This window comes from Segatella bryantii (assembly GCF_022024215.1).
Taxonomy (GTDB): domain Bacteria; phylum Bacteroidota; class Bacteroidia; order Bacteroidales; family Bacteroidaceae; genus Prevotella; species Prevotella bryantii.
Genome location: NZ_CP091798.1, coordinates 617,520 through 633,659 on the forward strand (window position 1 = coordinate 617,520; position 16,140 = coordinate 633,659).

Sequence of the window (16,140 nt, forward strand, 5' to 3'; positions counted from 1 at the left end):
GACAAACTTTAAGTATTTGAAAAAATGAATTTAGATTATAGTCAATTTTTAAATATGTTACCAGAAGTCACATTGATGGCTATTTTGGTAATCGCTTTCATTGCAGACTTCTGTTCAGCCAAAAAGGAGGGAGTGGTTAATACTCGCTCATGGTTCAATCCTTTGGTTTGCGTTTTAATGCTGGCTCATATTGCTATTAATATCGCACCTGTCGATGCAGCAACTTGCTTCGGTAGCATGTATTATACTAATGCATCTGTAGGTGTAATCAAGACTATTTTAGCTCTTGGTACTTTAATAGTGCTGATTCAGAGTAAAGAGTGGATGTCTCGTCCTGATACTTCTTTTAAGGAGGGCGAGTTTTATATGCTTGTTATTTCAACTCTTTTGGGTATGAACATGATGGTTAGTGCAAATCATTTTCTATTGTTCTTCCTTGGTCTTGAAATGGCATCAGTGCCAATGGCTTGTTTAGTAGCATTTGATAAATATCGTCATAATTCAGCAGAGGCAGGTGCTAAGTTTGTACTTACCGCCACATTCTCTAGTGGAGTTATGCTTTTTGGTATTTCATTCTTATATGCTGCGACAGGTACTTTGTATTTTGAGGATGTTGCCTCAAAGATAACAGTATCTCCTCTTTCTATTATGGGATTAGTGTTTTTCTTTAGTGGTCTTGGTTTCAAAATATCTTTGGTACCATTTCACTTCTGGACAGCTGATTCTTATCAGGGTGCTCCTACTACGGTAACAGGTTATTTGTCTGTTATCTCTAAGGGTGCTGCAGCATTCACATTGTGTGCTATCCTGACCAAGGTATTTGCTCCTATGGTAGAATATTGGCAGACATTGCTTTTTATCGTTATTGTTCTTTCTATCACTGTAGCTAATTTGTTTGCTATCCGTCAGAATGATTTGAAGCGCTTTATGGCTTTCAGTTCTATTTCTCAGGCTGGTTACATTGTTTTGGCTATTGTTGGTAATACTGCTATGAGTACATCTGCTCTTAGCTATTATGTCTTGATTTATGTAGTAGCTAATATGAGTGTATTCTCTGTTATTAGTTCTGTAGAGGAGCATAATAACGGTGTCGTAACGATGAATAGTTATGATGGTTTGTACAAGACAAATCCAAAATTGGCCGTGTTGATGACTTTGGCATTGTTCTCACTTGGTGGAATTCCTCCATTTGCAGGTATGTTTAGTAAGTTCTTCATCTTTATGGCAGCTGTTAAGGGTATGAGTCTTGATACTACTATGGGTGCATGGGCATATGGTGTACTGTTTGTTGCTTTGATTAATACAGTAATATCGCTTTATTACTATCTGCTTATCGTTAAGGCTATGTTTATCAAACCTAACGAAAATCCACTTCCGACTTTCCAAAGTGCAACTAGTACAAAATTAGCTTTGGCTCTATGTACGGCCGGCATTATAGGATTTGGTATTTGCTCTTGTGTATACGATTGGATTAATGCAGCATCATTGTTGTAATTATAAATGGTTTCCCTGTAAAGGGAAACTTTGATACAAAAAATCCCGTTAGTATTCAACTAGCGGGATTTTTTTATGTATCTATTTTGTTTTTAAAGATCATCAAAGTTAAATGGTATCTCTACAGGGGTAATGTAGATTTCTTTGTTTTCCCATTTTTTAGCAACTTTCTGAGATGTAGGACTTAATTGACCAAGAATGTATTGTTCCATAATTAATCCACCAAGTGGAGCAGCAAGATCAGCTCCCCATCCTCCGTTTTCGACATACACGCTTACTGCAATTTTTGGATTATCCATTGGGGCAAATCCCATGAATACTGAGTGGTCGTGGCCTTTATTTTCAGCTGTACCGGTCTTTCCACAGACTTTATAATTGGGGTTTCTGATGCTAACACATGTACCATTGATTACAGCAGCTCGCATACCTTCTATAACTTTTTCAAATGCGCTTGGTTCAGGTAACGAAATTCTTTTGGTAGTATAAGAACTATCTAGAGGATGTTCGGGTGTTGGCTTATGTATATGTGGAGTATAGAAGAAGCCACGATTAGCAATGACAGCAGCCAAGTTGCAGAGCTGAAGAGGAGTAGTATTAACTTCTCCTTGTCCCATCCCTACCCACATAATAGTAGTACCATTCCAACTTCCTTTGTGTGTCGTATTTAAGTAGGTTGCATCTGGTATAAGTCCTCCTATTTCGCCAGCCATATCTATGCCTAGAGGATTGCCTAATCCCATACTTAGCATATATTTGTTCCAAGTATTAATTGCAGTAATTTTGCTCGGATATAATGTTCTGTTGTCAATAAACTCTTTAAAGGCTTTGCAGAAATATGAGTTACATGATTGTCCTATTGCTTGAACTAATTTTAGAGGAGCTTTATGGTCATGACATCCAATGTGTATTTTCTCCTGCCAAAATCCTTTTTTGCAATTGTATTCCTGTTCTGGCACCAACGCTCGAAGTGAAAGCAAAGTTGCAGCTTGTGCAACTTTAAAAGTCGAACCTGGAGAATAATCTACAGAAATTGCTCTATTGATGTTATCCTGAACCTTGTTTTTGCTCACCATACAGAGTATTTCACCTGTAGTAGGATCTATGGCAACAATGCTTCCCTGTTTATTTTTTAATAGCTTTTCTGCAAGTTCCTGTACCTTTAAGTTTATTGTCAGAGGTCCGTCAGTTGGTAAATTTTGGCCTTGAATAGAAATTGAGACCAAAAATAGAACTAAAGATACCTTAATTCTGCTAAAATTCATGATCCTTTTTCTAATATCGGTTTTAAAAATTTTGAAGTAAATCCATTGTCGATTTTAGATATTTCTTCCGGTGTTCCAGTAGCAAGAATATGTCCTCCATTTCTGCCCCCTTCTGGACCAACATCAATAATCCAATCAGCTAACTTAATTACATCAAGGTTGTGCTCAATAATGATGACAGTATTACCTCGATCAACTAATTTTTGAAGCACATCCATTAAAATGCGTATATCTTCAAAATGTAAGCCTGTTGTTGGTTCATCAAGAATATATAAAGTTTTGCCAGTATCTTTTTTAGCCAATTCTGTGGCTAATTTTACACGCTGGCTTTCTCCTCCAGAGAGTGTTGTAGAACTTTGTCCTAATTTGATGTAACCAAGGCCAACGTCTTGAAGAGTCTTAATCTTTGGTAATATTTGAGGTACATTTTCAAAAAACTCTACAGCTTGGTTGATGGTCATATCGAGTACATCTGCAATACTTTTCCCCTTGAAACGTACTTCAAGAGTTTCTCTGTTGTATCTTTTGCCATGACACACTTCGCATGGAACCATAACGTCTGGTAGAAAATTCATCGCAATCGTCTTGTAGCCGTTACCACTACAAGCTTCGCAACGTCCTCCTTTTACATTAAAAGAGAATCTACCTGGTTTATAGCCTCTTATTTTAGCCTCAGGTAGTCCTACAAATAAAGCACGGATGTCACTGAATACACCTGTGTATGTGGCTGGATTACTTCGAGGAGTTCTGCCAATAGGACTTTGATCAACATTTACAACCTTGTCTATATTTTCGATACCTTCAACTTTTTTATAAGCCATTGGCTTCTTTATCGAGCGATAAAAATGCTGAGATAAAATAGGTTGTAAGGTCTCGTTGATTAAGGTAGATTTTCCAGACCCTGATACGCCAGTAACCACAATAAGTTTACCAAGTGGAAAACTGATATTTACATTTTTAAGGTTGTTACCATGTGCACCATATATGGTAATCTCCTTGCCATTGCCTTGACGTCGGATAGATGGAATTTCTATTTTTTTATTTTTGTTAAGGTAATCAGCAGTAATGGTATGAGTATTGAGCATATCTTCTGGAGTTCCCTGGAAAACTACTTCACCCCCTTTACGTCCGGCTTTAGGACCAATGTCGATTATCCAATCAGCAGCTCTCATCATATCTTCATCGTGCTCTACCACGATAACAGTATTGCCTAAATCTCTCAATTCTTTTAATGATTTTATTAGACGCTCATTGTCACGTTGATGAAGACCAATACTAGGTTCATCAAGAATATAGAGTACGTTGACAAGCTGTGATCCGATTTGTGTCGCCAATCTGATACGTTGACTTTCTCCTCCGGAAAGAGTTGCTGACTGTCGATTAAGTGACAGATAGTCTAAACCGACATCCAATAAGAAATTTATTCTAGTTTTAATTTCTTTGAGAATTTCGTGTGCAATCTTTTTTTGTTGTTCATCCAAGTGTTCTTCCACATGTTCTAGCCAGTCTTTCAACTCAAGAATGTCCATATTGGCAACTTCTGAGATATTTTTATCCCAAATTTTATATGATAAAGATTCCTTTTTGAGTCGCATGCCATGGCATTCAGGGCATTCTACTTCGGCCATAAATTGATCTGCCCATTTCTGTCCAGTGGAGCTTTCATCATTATCAATAACATCCTGTAAATACTTGATGATGCCATTGAATTCTATAAAGTAATCACTATTGGTATGTACTTTATCTTTTGATATTTTGATTTTCTTCAGGCTTCCATGTAGTATTTCATCGATAGCTTCAGTAGGTATATCCTTGACAGGTGTTTTAAGTGTACAGTCATAGTTACCAAGTATTGCTTCCAATTCCCAAAAGATCATCTGATTCTTATATTTGCCTAAAGGGGCAATCGCGCCGTCATGAATATTTTTTTTATTATCAGGAATAACTTTGCTTATATCAATTTCATTGATAACTCCAAGTCCCTTACAATGGTGACATGCTCCTTCTAGAGAGTTAAATGAAAACATGTTAGGGGCAGGGTCACTATAAGCTAATCCTGTTGCAGGGTCCATGAGTCTCTTGGAGAAATTTTTGATAGAACCAGTATCTTTATCCATTATCATAAGCACGCCTTCTCCTTGCTTCATAGCAGTCTTTATACTATTAGCTAAGCGTATGTCGTCGCTACCTTGAACAGCGAGTTTGTCGATAACAACTTCTATATTGTGGTTCTTATATCGGTCAACCTTCATACCCCGAGTAACTTCCAGTATTTCTCCATCGACACGCATATATAAATACCCTTTACGTCTCATGCTTTCAAAAAGTTCACGATAGTGACCTTTTCTTTGGCGTACTAGAGGAGCAAGAATATAGATACGTTTATTAGCGTAATTTGTCTGAATCATCTGGATTACCTTTTCCTCGGTGTATTTTACCATTTTTTCGCCACTTTGGTAGCTGTAAGCGATACCAGCACGAGCATATAATAGTCGAAGATAATCGTATATTTCTGTAGTTGTTCCGACTGTTGATCTTGGGTTTTTGTTAGTTGTTTTCTGTTCGATACTTATTACCGGACTTAACCCTGTAATTTTGTCCACGTCCGGTCGTTCCATATTTCCTAGAAAATTTCTAGCATAAGCTGAAAAAGTTTCTATGTATCTTCTCTGGCCTTCGGCAAAAATGGTATCAAAAGCGAGAGAGGATTTTCCTGAACCGGAAAGTCCTGTTATTACTGTTAGTGAATTGCGAGGAATGACAACATCGATGTTCTTTAAATTGTGAACCCTTGCACCCCAAACATTTATCTTTTCATCTTCTCTTTGCATGATGCTAAACTAATCCTAATTTGTATTACTCTGTAGACGAAGAGGACCAACCTCTCAATATATTTACATCTTTGCGAATATTAAATACTGTTCCATCAGCGCCTTTTGCTTTGACTAAAACATAGTAAACACCGTCTTTCACAGGTTTGCCTCGGTAAGTACCGTCCCATCCTTGTCCTTTGGCAGGACTGTCCCACTCATATAATTTTTGGCCCCAACGGTTGAAAATGTAGGCGTGAAATTCTATAATGCTTTTATAATTCTGTTTTGCCTGATAAATATCGTTTATTCCATCTCCGTTTGGCGAAAAGGCATTAGGCATTTCTAATTTGCTTTCTGTAACTGTAATTGTAAAAGTTTGATCTACAGAAATACTGTCTGTTACATTATCTTTAGTATACCAAGCCTGTAATGCTATGGTATGTGTACCAGAAGTAGTGAAAGTGAATGATGTATTTTCTTCGTTTCTTACTATGGTTTCATCCCCAATATAGAAAGTCCATGTATAGTGCATATCATACTCGTCGATATTGGATGGATTTGCATAAAATAAGCCTTCAATAGGACCAGAGCCACTTCCCCCATTAGCAATAGTGTCACCTTCTGCGCCAATAAAAGATGCTTGTGGTGATACTGTAGGATATGTGTCAGCTTGGATAGCTATAACAGATCCTAGCATTAAAAAGCTAAGAATAATAATATGTCTAAAATATACTTTCATAAATTCTTAATTATGCAAAGTTAATAAAAAGATAGGAGATGTGGAGGTGAAGATGACAGATTTTTTGTATTTTTGCATATGAATTAAAATTTAGATGATGAATAAACACTTATTTTCATTTATAGTATCAGCACTTTGCCTTATATTTAGTTCTGGCTTAATGGCTCAGACTACCAATTGGCGTGAAGTGTATAAAGTTAAAAAGAAGGATACCATCTATGGTATTGCTAATCAGTTTGGTATTTCTATTCCAGATTTGGTGAAAGCAAATCCTGAAATGGCTAAGGAAGGGTATACGTTAAAAAAAGGAGATATTTTGTACATTCCTAACGTAGGAGAAAAGCCGAAGGCTTCACAGACAAAACAAGAAACTCAGAGTTCTGTTGTTAAAGTTGGGATAATGTTACCATTGCATAATAATGATGGGGATGGCCTTCGTATGGTAGAGTACTATCGCGGTTTTCTTTTAGCTGTTGATCAACTTAAGCAGGAAGGTCTTTCTGTTGATGTTAAGTCTTGGAATGTACCTCAAGATGCTGATATTAGAAATATTCTTTTACAAGACGGTGCTAAGGAATGCAATATTATTTTTGGACCACTTTATACCAAACAGGTAAGTGCTCTGTCTGGTTTTTGTAAAACTTATAATATCAAACTTGTTATACCTTTTTCTATCGAATCTTCAGAAGTTAATTCCAATTCTCTGATATTTCAAATCTATCAGCCTTCAGCACGGGTGCTGCAGACCACTGCAGAGATATTTGTAAATCGCTTTAAAAATTTCCATCCAATCTTGATAGACTGTAATGATCCTTCTACTGCAAAAGGTGAATTTACAAAGGAATTACGCAAACAGTTAGATAAAAACAATATTGTATATAGTCTTACAAATATTAATTCTCCTTCAGAATCTTTTGCTAAGGCTTTTGATAGAGTTCGCCCTAATATTGTAATTTTGAATGCTTCTTCTTCACCTAAATTGAATGAAGTTTTCACTAAACTAGATTTTTTGACTTCGACTAATCCGAATCTTAAAATCTCTATGTTTGGTCATACGGAGTGGTTGATGTATGAGAAATACGATATAAAGAATTTCAAAAAGTATGATGTGTATATACCGTCTACTTACTATTATAATCCAACTTCAGAACGTTTTATTACTTTTAATAAAGCTTATAAAAGTTGGTTTCATACAGATATGATGCAGCAATATATTCCACGTTTTGCAATAACAGGATTTGATCATGCAGAATATTTCTTGAGGGGATATCGTAAGTTTGGTCAGAATTTTATCGGCTCTCCTGCTCAGAGTACTTATCAGCCTATTCAGACGCCTTTGCATTTTGGAAGAATCCCTGGAGGGGGGATGATAAATCAAAATTTTCAATTAATTCATTATACAGATAGCAAAATCGAAACGATAGTTTATTAAGATGAAAAAGTTTTTAATTATTCTTGTTTTCTTGAGTACTTGTTGCACATTGCTTCGTGCTCAGGTTGGTGATCATCGTAATGATTTTGCGATAGGTGTCAATGGAGGATATGTACTGAGTAATATTACTTTCCAACCGGAAGTATCTCAGGCTTTTCATGGTGGTGTAAGTGGAGGACTTTCTTTTCGTTATATTTGTGAAAAGTATTTTAAGAGTATCTGTTCTATTTATGCTGAAGTCAATTATGCTTCTGTGGGATGGAAGGAAGATATTCTTGATGCAAATAATCAACTTGTTATTAATAATGTTACAGGTTTGGCAGAAGAATATAGCCGTACAATTAATTATATTCAGATACCTATTTTTGCACATTTAGCATGGGGACGAGAAAGGAATGGAGTTAATTTCTTTGTTAATCTAGGACCACAGTTTGGTTTTTACCTTTCAGAATCAACAAAGACTAATTTTACTTATGAAAATGCTCTTAATACTACTCCTACACGTTCAAATCAGGTGATTGCTCAGGATTCTATGGCTATTGAAAATAAGTTTGATTATGGAATCGCATTAGGTGGTGGTATAGAGTATAGTCATCCCAAAGTGGGGCATTTTCTAGCAGAAGCACGTTATTATTATGGTCTAGGAAATATTTATGGATCTAGCAAGCGTGATTATTTTAGTGCTAGCCGTTATGGGCAGATTGTGTTTAAGTTAACATACTTGTTTGATATAGTAAAAACAAAAAATAATAATATAAAATAATAAAGAGAGAGAGTTTTTATAAACTATGACTGAAATCATAAGAGAAAGGCTCAGTGATAGCTTTAAAGCACGCTGGGCTGCATTAATTATTGTATCCATCACCATGATGATGGGTTATTTCCTTACAGATGTAATGGCTCCTTTGGAGACAATGCTTGAAACTCCTGCTTCAGAGGGAGGTTTAGGATGGCCTAGTTCGGATTACGGTGTATTCTCAGGATCTTATGGATTTATTAATGTCTTCTTAGGAATGTTATTCTTTGGTGGAATCATTCTGGATAAGATGGGTATTCGTTTTACAGGAAATTTATCTTGTATATTAATGGTAGTTGGAGCTGCTATTAAGTTCTATGCGATAGAGTATATGTCGACAGAGGGTACAACTTTAATTAATATTCCTCTTATAGGTGGCTATACAGGACTTGACCATGCTATTAAAAATCAGGTTTTGATAGCTTCTCTTGGTTTTGCCATTTTTGGTGTAGGTGCAGAAATTGCGGGTATTACGATATCTAAGGTTATGACGAAATGGTTTACTGGTCATGAATTAGCTTTGGCTATGGGTATTCAAGTAGCTTTAGCTCGTTTAGGTACAGCTATGACTTTTTGGGTGAGTGTACCGCTAGCCGAGAAGTTTCATTTATCAGCCCCTTTGCTTTTGGGATTAGTTTTGCTGGTTATTGGTCTTTTGTTATGGCTCGTTTATGATGTAATGGATGTTAAACTGGATAAGAGCGATCCTCAGGCGAATAGTTTTGTAGAAGCTGGCGAAGATGAAAAATTCCACTTGAGTGATTTGGGCCTTATTTTTAAAAATCCAGGATTCTGGCTTATAACATTCATGTGCCTATGTTTTTATGGTGGTATTTTCCCTTTTTTGAAGTTTGCAACTAAGGTGATGATTTATAAATACCATGTTGATCCTTATTATGCAGGATGGATTCCTTCTGTAATGCCATTTGGTACTATTATTTTAACGCCTATTTTTGGTAGTATATATGATAAAGTTGGTAAGGGAGCTACATTGATGATTATTGGTTCCTTGATTTTGACGGGTGTACATGTTTGCTTTGCTTTACCTATTGTTGAGCAGACATGGTTTGCTGTATCACTCGTTATTTTGTTGGGAGTGGCCTTTAGTTTAGTACCTAGTGCTATGTGGCCTTCTGTGCCAAAAATTATTCCGATGAAGCAATTAGGTAGTGCTTATGCAATCATATTTTATATTCAAAATATCGGTTTGACTCTTATTCCGATGCTTATGGGAACCATTATTGAGAATAATACCTATAATGGGGTTCCTACTTTTGTTGTTCCAATGATGACTTTTGCTGGTTTTGGTGTTGCTGCTGTCTTATTTGGTATTCTCCTTAAGGTATTGGATGCAAGAAATAATTATGGACTAGAACAGGCTAATATCAAAGATTAAAAAAGTCTGAAATCTCTATCATATTTATACTCATATTGTGTTTCTAACTTATTATTTAGTTGTGGCACAATATGAGTTTTTTGTTTACATATTACATGTTTATAATGATGCTGTTTTTCTCAGTTTGATATATAGAGTAAGTATGTGTTAATTGTCTTAGATTCATATTTTTTGTATTGGTGTCCAATTTTATCGGCTTTCCGTTAGAACACAACTATAAAAACAAAATGGATATCCCAAAATTTACTTTTTATAATAGGTCTGCAATACTTATATATTAGCACTTCGGGCACATATTTTATCGATTTTCAATTTTTACAGTACGTTTAATCTTTGCAAAAAGATAAACGTACGGTAAAAGTCATAATAAAAGGCGAATGAATAAATTTTTCATTCGCCTTTTATATGAAAGTATATGCTGTTTATTCTATACCCTTCATCATCTTCTTTAAAAGAGGGCAGAGGCAAATTAGAACAACACTTGCAACACCAGCCATTACAACAAAGATAAGGAAGAAATCTGTCAATGTTGCAACTTCCCATCCGAGTATGCTTTGGGCAGGTTTACCAGGTTCAGGGAATAAGGTTGAGAATTTGCCGGCAAGAATGTTACTTGCAGCATTGCTCATAAACCATACACCCATGAGTAAAGAAGCCAAACGTGCAGGAGATAACTTGTTTACCATACTCAATCCGATAGGCGACAGAGAAAGCTCACCACAAGTGTGGATTGCATACATTGCGATAAGCCAGAACATACTAACTTTAGAGTTGCCTGTTACACCAGCTGTACCAAAAGCGATAATTGCATATCCTATTGCTAAAAGCATTAAACCGAGTGCTTGTTTCATTGGAGATGCAGGCTCTTTTCCTATTTTTCCTAATTTCTCCCAAAGTATGGCGAAAAGAGGAGCAAAACATACAACACAAATAGGGTTAACGCTTTGGAACCAAGCAGTCTTGAAGTCAATACCAAATAGATTTCTATCTACATTATGTTCTGCAAAATAAGTGAGTGATGCACCTGCCTGCTCGAAAGCTGACCAGAAGAAAATTACGAAAATGGCAATAATATAAATTACGCCAATACGACTCATTTCTTCTTTGGTAAGGCTCTTGTCTGTGATAATGAATACAGGCATTGCTATTGCAATAGCAAAAACAGCAGCAGATATTATATCGTTGAAGTTACCAGCATTAAGACCGCCAAAAGCAATATAGCAAACTATGGCTAAGGCTAGACTTAAGATAGGACGCCATATAGAATTCTTAACTTTAGGAGTTTCGTCCTCTTTAATCTCTTCACCTCTTGATAGAGCCTCTTCTTTAACTAATTGTGATTTAGGTTTGTTACCTATCAACACACCTTCTGGTGTTCTTAGATATTTATTCTTAAGACTAGCAAAGATTACGATAGATAGTACCATAGCACATCCAGCTGTAAAGAAAGCCCATTTAAAGTTAGAAGGATCTTCCCAACTACCCGTACCTACACCTCCGCAAATAAATGGAGCGATGAATGCACCTACATTGATACCCATATAGAATATAGTGAATGCTGCATCTTTGCGATGATCGGTTGGCTCATACAAGTCGCCTACCATTGTAGAGATGTTTGGTTTAAAGAAGCCATTACCAAAGATGAGAGCTGCCAAACCAGCAAACATCAGCATCTTGGCCATGAAATTATCTACATTTGGATCAATTGTTCCACCAAGTTCTGGAGCAATGGTAATACTTTGTTTTACGAAACATGCACTTGCAAATAACAAAAATTGGCCAATGGCCATGATAATGCCACCAGTAATTATACTTTTGTTGTTTCCCCAATAACGGTCTGCAATATAGCCACCAATTAGTGGAGTCAGATATACGAGACCGGTGTATGATCCATAAATCTGGAAAGCATCAGTTGTTGAAAATAAGGCAGCGACCATGTAAAGAGTAAAGAGGGCGCGCATGCCATAGTAACTAAATCTCTCGGCCATTTCTGTAGCAAACAACAGGTATAGGCCTTTTGGATGTCCTTGTTGATGACTCATTTTATTTTATTTTTTTGTTGTCTATTAAATAATTTATTTTTTCAACCATTTGTCAAGCCATTCAAAGAATGTTCTCTGCCATAAAATTCCATTTTGTGGCTTTAGTACCCAATGATTCTCGTCTGGATAAAGTAGCAATTCTGCTGGAATGCCTTTCATTCGAGCAGCTTTAAATGCTCCCATTCCTTGATTATAATTGATTCGGAAATCTTTTTCACCGTGAATACACAAAATTGGAGTATCCCATTTATCTACATAAAGATGTGGACTTTGGGTATAAGTTTTTTCTGCATTCTTTGATCTGTTCTTTTTCCAGTAAGCGTCTTCATATTCCCAGTTAGAAAACCAATCCTCTTCTGTGTCAGTGTACATAGATTCAAGATTGAAAGCTCCATCGTGAGCAATAAATGCTTTGAAACGCTTGTTGTGGTGTCCTGCAAGATAATATACAGAGAAACCGCCGAAACTGGCACCTACACATCCCAATCTGTCCTTGTCTACATATGGTAATTTTGCCGCATCATCGATGGCACTTAGGTAATCGTTCATACATTGACCTGTCCAATCACCACTTACTTCTTCGTTCCATGCCTGTCCAAAACCAGGTAATCCACGACGGTTTGGAGCTACGACAATATATCCTTGTGCCGCCATAATTTGGAAATTCCAACGGTAGCTCCAAAATTGTGAAACAGGGCTCTGTGGACCACCTTCGCAGAAAAGTAAAGTAGGATATTTTTTGTTTTCATCAAAGTGAGGAGGTAATATAATCCAAACTAACTCTTTTTTGCCATCTGTTGTTTCTACCCATCTTTGGCTTACCTTTCCCATTTGCATTTGATCAAGAATATGCTTGTTCTCATTGGTGATTTGAGTTACTGCGCTCTTCTTGGCTTTGTCTGAAGGCTTGATAAGGTAGATATCATCAGGATGAGAAATACTGTGGCGTGTAGCAATTAGCATATTCGTGTTGCCCAAAGTCTGAATGCTTCCATAGTCATACCATCCATCTGTGAGCTGTTTTATCTCACCATTCAAATTAGTCTGGTATACCATTGTGGTTGCTTCCCAAACACCGATAAAATATAGTGTTTTAGAATTATTAGCCCAACAATAATCATCGACATTAGAATCAAATGTCTCTGTTACATATTTTTTTGTGCCTTTTTTAATGTTATATATACAAAGGCGATTTCGGTCACTTTCATAACCGTCTCTTTCCATACTTTGCCAAGCGATGTAGTTTCCATCAGGAGAGAACTTTGGATTGATGTCGTAGCCAACATTGAAATCTCCGTTTTGATGATTTACAGCTTGGTCTTTTAAACTTTTTGTAGGATCAACTTTTGGTGCCTTATAATCTGCAGGTTTGCAAAGGTTAATCGTCTTTCCGCTTTCTATATTGTACAGATAGATATCGGCATCTGTTGATATGGCATAGTCTACACCTTCTTTCTTTCTGCAGGTGTAAGCTACATTTTTTGAGTCAGGACTCCATGCAAATTGTTCAATACCGCCAAATGGTGCTAATGGACTTTCGTATGGTTCACCTTTTAGAATGTCTATACCCTCTGTAATTTTGTCATTTTTTAATTCTGCTACAAAGGGATGTGCTATTGTTTCAACATAGTGATCCCAATGTCTGTAATTAAGGTCTGTTACAACGCGTCCACTTGCTAGAGGTAAGTCTGAAGGATTTTTTTTGATGCTACCATAATATGGTATACTCATTATAAGTAACACTTTTTTGCCATCAGGTGAGAAACGGAAACCTTCAATGGCAATTTTTGAATTGGAGAGTTGTTTACGGTTTTTGCCGTCAGCGTCCATTTTCCAAATTTGACCGTCTCTTAAAAAGGCTAGGCTTTTACCATTTTCTATCCAGGCAACATCACTTTCACTTTTAGCATCTTGGGTAAGTTGTATTTTATTCTTACCATTGCTGTCGCTTACATAAAGGATTTGGTGTCCTTTGTTTTCTTTAACACTGTAGTAACCTACTTGATAGGCGATTTTTTTCCCGTCTGGTGAGGTCGTAACTCCTCCGATTCTTCCCATAGCCCATAATGCTTCTGGGGTCATTAAATCTCTCTCAAGTTTTATGTTACTCTTTCCAATCATAGTTTGTGCTTGTACAGTACTGCAAGTTAGAATTGCTGCAGCTGCCAACGTTATTAAATTGTTCATAATTAGAAGTAGTAGATTAAAAGGGCGGGCATTAGAATGTCCGCCCTTTTTTTATTTATTTAGACTATTTTTTTTGCGTTCTAATTCTTCTCGTTTGCGTTGCATTTCCATCTGTTCTTGTTGTATAGCTTGTAAACGAGCAGCTAAGCCTGATACCTTTTGGGGATTGGTTTTATTCTCTTTGTATCTAGCTTCTAGAATCTGAAGTAGCTTTTCGTCGTTTGTTGTTTTTCGAAGTGTCCACATGATGGCTGCGCTGAAAAACAAGCTGACAAAATAGTAGAAGTTCAAACCGGCACTATAATCATTGAACATAAAGAAGAACATGAGCGGCATTAAAAGCATCATCCATCTCATCATTTTCATTTGTTCTGCCTGTTGGCCTACCATTTGATCTTTTTGTTGCTGCATTGTGAACCAGCTATATAGAATGTTTGCACCACAGAATAAGATACAGGTTAAGCTGATGTGGTCGCCTAGCATCCATAGATTGGTTCCCCATTCGAAGATAGGATCGTATGTACTCAAATCGTTAATCCACAAGAAACTCTCACCACGGAGTTGGATTGCGTTAGGAACGAAGTTGAACATAGCAATCCAAATTGGCATCTGAATGAGCATTGGTAAACAGCCTGATAATGGACTTACTCCGTATTTTGCGTATTCAGCCATCATAGCCTGCTGTTTCTTCATTTGATCCTCTGGCTTATCGTATTGTTTGGTAGCTTCTTCCAATTTAGGCTTAAGAACTCTCATTTTAGCAGAGCTCATATAGCTTTTCTTTACCATTGGATAGGTGATAACCTTTAAGAGTAAAGTGATAAGAATTAAGACAATACCCATTGGAAATACCTTGCTAAGCCAATCAAATACGTAAAGTGTGAACCATCGATTAATGATTCGGAATAATGGCCATCCTAAGTATACTAATCGCTGTAATTCCAAGTCTTTGCCAAAATTGCTTTCAGACTCAACCTTTTGTAGAAGTCGGAAATCGTTTGGGCCATAGTAGAAATCAAATTCTGAAGGTTGTTTTCCTGTTGGATCAAAGAATGTTTTCAACTTAGCTTGATATTGTTTTAGATAGCCTGATTCTTTGTCCTGTGGAATACTTGTCATTAAAGCATTCTCTTGAAAATCATTCTTGGCAATCATCACTGATGAGAAGAACTGATTTTTGAATGCGACCCAATCTACTTTCTCTTCTATTTTTTCGTCAATAGCTTCTTTTGTTTCATTCAGATAATCTGTTCCACCTTCTGTATTGTGATAGGTGAGAGTAGCATATCTATTTTCGAATGAGAATCCTCTTTCTTGCTGGCGACAACGTTCAGCCCAGTCAACATCCATTGTATTTGTATTAGGTGCAAAAATGCCAGACATGCCGTTTACACTTAACTGCATGTGGAGCATATAATCTTTACCTAATACATAGCTCAGCTTAATGTTTTTGCCGGGAGCAGCCTCTGCAGTAAATACGACTGTAGAGTCTGTAACTTCAGAAGCTGTAAAATATAGTTCAGAAGTAACGATGTTAGCCTCTTTAGCTGAAAGCATAAATTTGAGGGCTTGATCTTTTTGATCAAACAAAGTTACTTTGTCCTGATCTTTTGAACCATCTTTTACTTGAATGTTATGACCTACATAGTTCTTAATAACAGCTTTTTCTACTGTTGCACCTTTTGTATTTAATGTTAGCTCAATTTTATCATTATGCAATGTAACCGTTTGAGCTTTACCATTCAATGCAGAATGAAACAAAGCTGTTGTATCTTCAAGAATTTTAGCTTTGGCAGCTTCTTGTTTGGCTTTTTCAGCATCCTTAAAGGCCTTCTCGGTCTTTTTCTTAGCTTCTTCTTGCTTTGCAAGTTGTTCTTGTTGAGCTTTAATTTCTTCTTCTGATGGCTGAGTATACCAGCCATAACCGATAATAAGAAGGGCAATAAGAACTATGCCTGTAATGTTATTCTTGTTCATTT

General features: G+C 36.6%; 10 protein-coding genes. 4 read left to right on the forward strand and 6 right to left on the reverse strand.

The features are described from left to right. Positions 1 to 24 precede the first annotated feature (24 nt). Complete coding sequence (locus L6471_RS06555; RefSeq protein WP_027454110.1) at positions 25 to 1,494, forward strand: NADH-quinone oxidoreductase subunit N; 1,470 nt, start codon at positions 25 to 27, stop codon at positions 1,492 to 1,494. A gap of 92 nt (positions 1,495 to 1,586) precedes the next feature. On the opposite strand, the gene L6471_RS06560 is transcribed toward L6471_RS06555, so the two are convergent. Genes L6471_RS06560 through L6471_RS06570 form a run of 3 tightly spaced genes read right to left on the reverse strand, consistent with a single transcriptional unit; the run spans position 1,587 to position 6,308 of the window. Then, positions 1,587 to 2,756 (reverse strand): penicillin-binding transpeptidase domain-containing protein, encoded by a 1,170-nt coding sequence (locus tag L6471_RS06560; RefSeq protein ID WP_237797588.1) that lies wholly within the window; start codon positions 2,754 to 2,756, stop codon positions 1,587 to 1,589. Then, positions 2,753 to 5,587: an excinuclease ABC subunit UvrA gene (gene uvrA / locus L6471_RS06565; RefSeq protein WP_237797589.1), complete on the reverse strand. Its 2,835-nt coding sequence runs from the start codon at positions 5,585 to 5,587 to the stop codon at positions 2,753 to 2,755. The genes L6471_RS06560 and uvrA overlap by 4 nt, the downstream gene beginning before the upstream one ends. A gap of 25 nt (positions 5,588 to 5,612) precedes the next feature. Continuing rightward, on the reverse strand, positions 5,613 to 6,308 hold the full coding sequence (locus tag L6471_RS06570) for a T9SS type B sorting domain-containing protein (protein ID WP_074548509.1): 696 nt from the start codon (positions 6,306 to 6,308) through the stop codon (positions 5,613 to 5,615). Positions 6,309 to 6,468: 160 nt separating this feature from the next. Between L6471_RS06570 and L6471_RS06575 the strand changes: the two genes are divergently transcribed. From L6471_RS06575 to L6471_RS06585, 3 genes are read left to right on the forward strand one after another with little or no spacing between them, the layout of a single operon-like run. Further along, positions 6,469 to 7,740, forward strand: coding sequence for a LysM peptidoglycan-binding domain-containing protein (locus L6471_RS06575; RefSeq protein WP_317221439.1), 1,272 nt, complete (start codon positions 6,469 to 6,471; stop codon positions 7,738 to 7,740). Between the two features lies 1 nt (position 7,741). Beyond that, on the forward strand, positions 7,742 to 8,503 hold the full coding sequence (locus L6471_RS06580) for a porin family protein (RefSeq protein WP_027454108.1): 762 nt from the start codon (positions 7,742 to 7,744) through the stop codon (positions 8,501 to 8,503). Positions 8,504 to 8,528: 25 nt separating this feature from the next. Next, positions 8,529 to 9,932 carry an MFS transporter gene (locus L6471_RS06585; RefSeq protein WP_074614031.1) on the forward strand — a complete coding sequence of 468 codons (1,404 nt, stop codon included), beginning with the start codon at positions 8,529 to 8,531 and terminating at the stop codon, positions 9,930 to 9,932. Positions 9,933 to 10,354: 422 nt separating this feature from the next. On the opposite strand, the gene L6471_RS06590 is transcribed toward L6471_RS06585, so the two are convergent. The 3 genes from L6471_RS06590 to yidC are packed head-to-tail and all read right to left on the reverse strand — an operon-like array spanning position 10,355 to position 16,138. Further along, the gene (locus tag L6471_RS06590; RefSeq protein ID WP_006282538.1) at positions 10,355 to 11,974 is read right to left on the reverse strand and encodes a peptide MFS transporter; all 1,620 of its coding nucleotides are present in this window, start codon (positions 11,972 to 11,974) and stop codon (positions 10,355 to 10,357) included. Between the two features lie 33 nt (positions 11,975 to 12,007). Next, the gene (locus tag L6471_RS06595; protein ID WP_074548505.1) at positions 12,008 to 14,161 is read right to left on the reverse strand and encodes a S9 family peptidase; all 2,154 of its coding nucleotides are present in this window, start codon (positions 14,159 to 14,161) and stop codon (positions 12,008 to 12,010) included. 51 nt (positions 14,162 to 14,212) lie between these two features. After that, positions 14,213 to 16,138, reverse strand: a complete 1,926-nt coding sequence (yidC, locus tag L6471_RS06600; RefSeq protein ID WP_074548503.1) for a membrane protein insertase YidC — start codon at positions 16,136 to 16,138, stop codon at positions 14,213 to 14,215. Between the last annotated feature and the right edge of the window lie 2 nt (positions 16,139 to 16,140).

What these genes read in the sequence shown, in the direction of transcription:
- L6471_RS06555 (WP_027454110.1), top strand. Translation starts at nt 25, where the DNA reads ATGAATTTAGATTATAGTCAATTTTTAAATATGTTACCAGAAGTCACA.
- L6471_RS06560 (WP_237797588.1), bottom strand. Translation starts at nt 2,756, where the DNA reads ATGAATTTTAGCAGAATTAAGGTATCTTTAGTTCTATTTTTGGTCTCA.
- uvrA (WP_237797589.1), bottom strand. Translation starts at nt 5,587, where the DNA reads ATGCAAAGAGAAGATGAAAAGATAAATGTTTGGGGTGCAAGGGTTCAC.
- L6471_RS06570 (WP_074548509.1), bottom strand. Translation starts at nt 6,308, where the DNA reads ATGAAAGTATATTTTAGACATATTATTATTCTTAGCTTTTTAATGCTA.
- L6471_RS06575 (WP_317221439.1), top strand. Translation starts at nt 6,469, where the DNA reads ATGGCTCAGACTACCAATTGGCGTGAAGTGTATAAAGTTAAAAAGAAG.
- L6471_RS06580 (WP_027454108.1), top strand. Translation starts at nt 7,742, where the DNA reads ATGAAAAAGTTTTTAATTATTCTTGTTTTCTTGAGTACTTGTTGCACA.
- L6471_RS06585 (WP_074614031.1), top strand. Translation starts at nt 8,529, where the DNA reads ATGACTGAAATCATAAGAGAAAGGCTCAGTGATAGCTTTAAAGCACGC.
- L6471_RS06590 (WP_006282538.1), bottom strand. Translation starts at nt 11,974, where the DNA reads ATGAGTCATCAACAAGGACATCCAAAAGGCCTATACCTGTTGTTTGCT.
- L6471_RS06595 (WP_074548505.1), bottom strand. Translation starts at nt 14,161, where the DNA reads ATGAACAATTTAATAACGTTGGCAGCTGCAGCAATTCTAACTTGCAGT.
- yidC (WP_074548503.1), bottom strand. Translation starts at nt 16,138, where the DNA reads ATGAACAAGAATAACATTACAGGCATAGTTCTTATTGCCCTTCTTATT.